The organism is Mycobacterium sp., assembly GCF_035697385.1.
GTDB lineage: Bacteria > Actinomycetota > Actinomycetes > Mycobacteriales > Mycobacteriaceae > Mycobacterium.
The window spans coordinates 1-4,035 of the sequence record NZ_DASSCY010000097.1 but is presented as its reverse complement, the minus strand read 5'-3'; the positions used below and the strand labels follow the sequence as shown (position 1 = coordinate 4,035).

Sequence of the window (4,035 nt, the reverse complement as noted above, 5' to 3'; positions counted from 1 at the left end):
GCCTGGGAGCGGGGTCGACCATCGTGCTCACGCTGCCCGCGGAGCCGGCGGAATCGGTCGAGGGAGTGGCGGGGTAGGACCAAGGTACGGTGGCGGTCCGGGGGGTGGCGCGGGACCCTGCAAGGTGACGCGCAAGGTGCGATTGCGACACTGCGCGAGCTTACTGCCCGTATTCCGAGTACCGTCACTCATGAAGCTGCCCTTCCGACGCGGGGACACCACCGAGCGCACACGCGGCCAGGCCATGGTCGAGTTCGCGCTAATCCTGCCCCTTCTGGTGCTGCTCCTCGTGCTGGCCATCGACTTCGGCCGCGTCTTCTTCGGGAGCGTCGCGCTCAACAATGCAGCGCGTATTGGCGCGAACGAGGCCGCCTGGAACCCCAAGGCGTGGCAGGGATCGGGCGATCCGACGCTCAAGGCGCTGTTTCGACAGCAGGTCGCCAACGACCTCAACGCGGTCGGCTGCCAGCCGGTCGGCGAGTCGATCGGCACACCGTGGACCCCGGGTGACGTGCCGGACCCGGCCTTTATGGACGCCGTCGGCACGGCCGATCCTCACGAGATCGGCGACTTCGCGGTCCTCCACCTCGATTGCGAATTCTCCTTCGTCACCCCTCTCGTCGGCCTGATCCTGCCCGACCCACTGCCCGTCGGTGCCGAGTCAAAGTTCCCGATCAAGGGCGGGTCCGTGGCCGGCATCCCGGTCGGCAACCAACCACCCGGGGCGGGTTGCCCGGATTCCCTCGTGCCCGACATGGTCGGCATGTCGGTGGCCGGGGCGCGCACTGCCTGGCTGAACGCCGGCTTCGCCGCAATTGGCTTCAATCCGCTGACCGGCTTCGACACCGAGTCGGTCCTGACGCAGACAACCTCCCCCCCGTCTGTCCCCGGTAGCTGCATCGTCGATACCGCCACCGTGCTGGTGACGTCCACGGTCTCCACCTGCACCGCGCCCGAAATCGTCGTGCCCAATCTGGTGGGCCTTACCGTCGGCCAGGCGCGCTCGCAGTGGACGGCCGCCGGCTTCGACGCGGGGACGTTCTCCCCGGCGAGCGGCAGCGATGCCAACTTCGTATCCGTGCAGACCACGTCGCCCTCGTCTTCGCCGGGCAACTGCCGGCCGCCGACGACTACGGTCACCGTGACGCACGCGCCGGCGGTGCCCACGGTCTGCCTCATGCCGCAGCTCATCGGCCAGAAGGTCAACACGGCCTCCAACACCTTCTCCACGGCCGGATTCACCGGCGCCTTCACGGCCACTGCGCCACCGAACGGGAATTACACGGTGTCGTCACAGACCCTCGTCGGCGGCCAGCCTTATCCGTGCCAGTCACCCGTGACGGTGGGAGGCAACTAATGCGACGACACCTGCATCGCGGCGAGCGGCGTGGCCAGACCCTGGTCGAATTCGCCCTGATCCTGCCCATCTTCATCCTGCTGCTCGTCGGCATCGTCGACTTCGGCCGCGCCATCTACGCCTACAACACGCTGTCGAACGCCTCCCGCGAGGCCGTCCGCATCGCGATCGTGGACCAGAACTGCACCCACATCGTGGACGAGGCAATCGACCACGCGGTGTCGCTCGGCCTGTCGACCGGCGATGTCGAGGTCGAATTCGCCAGCGCGGACCTGTCAACTGTGACGGCGTGTAACAACACCGAACAGTCACTGGGACGCGTCGCCATCGTCACTACCAATTACAGCTATACGGCCGCGACGCCGATCATCGGCAACCTCGTTGGCGTCATCAACATGCAGGCGGTCACCCGTCAGCCGGTGGAGTGGGGCAATGTCGCTCCATAGCCTTCTCCCTTCATCGTTCATCCATCCCCGCGGTTCCACCGCGGTGAGCAGCAGGAGTGCCCGAGCAATGTCTACTTCCCACACGCGTGACGAGAGGGGGCAGGTGCTCGTCATCGTTGCGCTCGGCTTGATCGGCATCATCGCCATGGTCGGCCTTGTCGTCGACGGTGGGTATGCCTGGAGCCAACAGCGCGTCACGCAGAATGCGGCCGACTCCGTGGCCGAGGCAGGCGCCATCGTATTGATGGAGAACGTCGCGGGCACGGTCCCGACCAAGACGGATGCCGACGTACTGGCCGCGGTCAACCGCGCCGCGACCAACAACGGATTCGGTGCGCCAGTGGCGTACTACACCGACTTCAACGGCAACCTGCTAGATGCCACCGGCGCCGTGACGGCGGATCCGGCCACTGCGGCGCTCGTCGGTTCGGGTGCAATCCCGACGGGAGCCAAGGGCGTCAAAGCCAATGCCAAGCAGACGGTCAACACATTTCTAATGCCCGTCATCGGCATCCCGACGCTCGACATCGAAGCCACGGCAACCGCCCGCGCCGGATTCCGCGAGTCGGTCTGTGAGGCCGAGGCCGGCTGCATCGTCCTGCCGGTTACGGTCCCGACGACCGTCATCGGTTGCGACGGCAGCAACAACCTCGACCAGATCGAGGACGCGAGCGGGAACCCGGTGCTCTTCGTCGCTCCCAGTGAGTACCAGACCGTGCCGCTCTGCAAGAACAGCCCAGGCAACGTCGGTTGGCTGGACTGGACGCCAACCGCCGGCGGCACGTCCGAGCTGGTAGACGCAATCCTGACCCCCAGCAACCCGCGCCTCGAATGGCCGCAGTGGTACTACATCACCTCGACCGGCAACGTGAACTCGGCCCCGGTGGAGAATGCCCTGCGCACATATGACGGCGACCTGGTTTCGATTCCGATGTTCGACGCCACCTGCGACGAGCAGCCGACGGGACCGTTCACCACCGACTGCCCGATCGGCCACCTCGGCGGCAACGGATCGAATCAGTGGTATCACCTGGCGTCGATGGCGGGATTCCGCTTCTGCTCTAGCGCCATCGCTGAGTGCGCGGCACTAGGGCTGGACCACGGTGCATACATCAACGGAAGCAACAAGATTCCATGTGACACGGGTAACGGCGGGACCTCCTGCCTGGCCGGCAGGTTCGAGGTGATCAGCGACAAGGGCGAGGTCAGTGAGGCCCCGCCGCCAACCGGAACACCAGGGTCGGTGACCATCCAGCTCATCAGGTAGCGATCCGGCAGTCGCTCAGGTGCCCCGGCCAACGCGGTCGGGGCACCGTCGCGTCCGGTAGCATCCGGGTCGATGGCCGTAGCGATCGAGATTCGGAACGAGACCCGCGGCACGGTGGTGGCCGACCGCGCGCGTGTCGCCCGCAGCATGGGCGACCGGGTCGTGGGCCTCCTGAACCGCTCCGGCCTCGATCCCGGCGAGGGCCTGCTCATCGAGCGGACGCAGAGCATCCACATGTTCTTCATGCGCTTCGCGATCGACGTCGTCTTCATCGACCGGTCCAGGCGCGTCACGAAGGCGGTGACGGGCCTTCGACCGTGGCGCGTGATCTGGTGGGCGCGTGGCGCCCACGATTGCATCGAGCTGCCGGTGGGCGCCATTGCGACTTCCGGCACCCAGGTCGGCGACCAGCTGGCCATCACGCCCCGGTAAGCCGCCGCTAAGGGGCCGATAAGGCCCCATCCGTCAGGCTGGCGTCATGTCGCTCGCGAGCCTGCTGGAGGTCGTCCTGCCGCCCTCGTGCGCCGGCTGTAGCCGGTACGGAACGGTGCTCTGCGGCGGGTGCGAGAACGATCTGCGACCGGCAAGCGATCCGACGGTCTCGTTCCTGGCGGCCGACGCCGCCAGCCTGGGGGGATCCGAGGTCGAGCTCGTCGTCAGCGCGTTTCGGCACGAGGGCGTCGCCCGGCGCTGCCTTCAGCGCCTCAAGTACGGCGGAGCCCGCCGCCTCGCCGATCCGCTCGCTCGTGCGGCCCTGCCCGCGTTCGACGATCTGCTGGCAGTGAGCGGTCCGGCGATCCTCGTTCCGGTGCCGGTCCATGTCACGCGCGCCCGTGAGCGGGGCTACAACCAGGCGCTCCTGCTGGCCGGGGCGCTCGGTGCGGCGCGTCAGCTGCCGGTCGTGGAGCTCCTCACCCGTCCTCGCGCGACGCAGCGCCAGCATGCCCTCGACCGGACGGCCCGCC

General features: G+C 67.5%; 5 protein-coding genes. All 5 read left to right on the top strand.

What is annotated here, in order from left to right; all coding sequences use genetic code 11:
• The first annotated feature begins 244 nt into the window (after positions 1–244).
• On the top strand, positions 245–1,357 hold the full coding sequence (locus VFH65_RS08770) for a TadE/TadG family type IV pilus assembly protein (protein WP_353320757.1): 1,113 nt from the start codon (positions 245–247) through the stop codon (positions 1,355–1,357).
• Positions 1,357–1,803 carry a TadE/TadG family type IV pilus assembly protein gene (locus tag VFH65_RS08765; protein ID WP_353320756.1) on the top strand — a complete coding sequence of 149 codons (447 nt, stop codon included), beginning with the start codon at positions 1,357–1,359 and terminating at the stop codon, positions 1,801–1,803. Before VFH65_RS08770 ends, VFH65_RS08765 begins: the two co-directional genes overlap by 1 nt.
• Positions 1,804–1,870: 67 nt before the next feature.
• A complete protein-coding gene (locus VFH65_RS08760; protein WP_353320755.1) occupies positions 1,871–3,070 on the top strand; it encodes a pilus assembly protein TadG-related protein in 1,200 nt (399 codons plus the stop codon).
• A gap of 72 nt (positions 3,071–3,142) precedes the next feature.
• Complete coding sequence (locus VFH65_RS08755) at positions 3,143–3,502, top strand: DUF192 domain-containing protein (RefSeq protein ID WP_353320754.1); 360 nt, start codon at positions 3,143–3,145, stop codon at positions 3,500–3,502.
• Positions 3,503–3,548: 46 nt separating this feature from the next.
• On the top strand, positions 3,549–4,035 hold a 487-nt coding region (locus tag VFH65_RS08750), incomplete at its 3' end, for a ComF family protein (protein ID WP_353320753.1).

Excerpts from the sequence above, each read along its gene's own strand:
- VFH65_RS08770 (WP_353320757.1), top strand. The coding sequence starts at position 245 with ATGGTCGAGTTCGCGCTAATCCTGCCCCTTCTGGTGCTGCTCCTCGTG.
- VFH65_RS08765 (WP_353320756.1), top strand. The coding sequence starts at position 1,357 with ATGCGACGACACCTGCATCGCGGCGAGCGGCGTGGCCAGACCCTGGTC.
- VFH65_RS08760 (WP_353320755.1), top strand. The coding sequence starts at position 1,871 with ATGTCTACTTCCCACACGCGTGACGAGAGGGGGCAGGTGCTCGTCATC.
- VFH65_RS08755 (WP_353320754.1), top strand. The coding sequence starts at position 3,143 with ATGGCCGTAGCGATCGAGATTCGGAACGAGACCCGCGGCACGGTGGTG.